The 693-nt window shown below is 42.9% G+C and carries 2 protein-coding genes; both read left to right on the top strand.

Going from position 1 to position 693, the window contains the following annotated elements; genetic code table 11:
• Positions 1 to 240: hypothetical protein (locus HMPREF1250_RS07930; RefSeq protein WP_023054143.1), on the top strand; the 240-nt coding region annotated here is incomplete at its 5' end.
• The gene (locus tag HMPREF1250_RS07925) at positions 237 to 545 is read left to right on the top strand and encodes a hypothetical protein (protein WP_023054144.1); all 309 of its coding nucleotides are present in this window, start codon (positions 237 to 239) and stop codon (positions 543 to 545) included. The genes HMPREF1250_RS07930 and HMPREF1250_RS07925, both read left to right, overlap by 4 nt.
• Positions 546 to 693 lie beyond the last annotated feature (148 nt).

The following is a 693-nucleotide window of genomic DNA, read 5'->3' as shown; positions in this document are numbered from 1 at the left end:
ATGAGCGAATATGAATTGGCACAAGAGATGTTAGCAAAAGTGACCAGAATAGAAGCGATGGTCGAAGCGATGAAAGAAAAGTATGAGCCGATGACCGATGACTTGAAAGAGGCAACGCGGATTGCGATCATCGCGGAGCAGTCAGCAAAGTCGGCTCATCATCGTATTGATACGATGTACATCATTGCCGGTATCATCGGAGGCGTGGTCAGTTTTATTGTGGGCCTTTTTCAGAGGTGATAAAAATAAAAAAGAAAATATTGGCTGCATTAAAAAGTTTAAAAACATCAGGAATATTGGCAACACGGGCGCTAGTAGTTTTACTGCTAGTGCCTATTTTATTAGTGATTTTGGCGTATGTACTGGCGTTTACGCAAGGCTTTGTCAGCGATAGCCTGTCAAAGTTGATCGATACCGGATTAAAGATTATCGATCATATTTTTATTCCCTCTGTGCTGACGGCTGTAGTTGGCTTCTTGGCGCTTTGGGTTGATCGTGACGGAGACGGTGTGCCGGATAAACTTGAGGAGGATAAAAAGTTATGAAACAAGGTATCGATGTAAGCTACGCGCAAAAAGGCTTTGACTTTAAAGAAGCGGAGCGACAAGGTATTGAATTCGCAATATGTCGCTTGTCGTGGGGCGATCATAGCGGATATGTTGAGCAAGACGAAGAGTTTGTAGAAAACATAAA

Source organism: Megasphaera vaginalis (ex Srinivasan et al. 2021), from assembly GCF_000478965.1.
Classification (GTDB): Bacteria; Bacillota; Negativicutes; order Veillonellales; family Megasphaeraceae; genus Megasphaera; species Megasphaera vaginalis.
The sequence above is the reverse complement of the archived record's forward strand: the minus strand, read 5'-3'. Positions and strand labels throughout refer to the sequence as shown.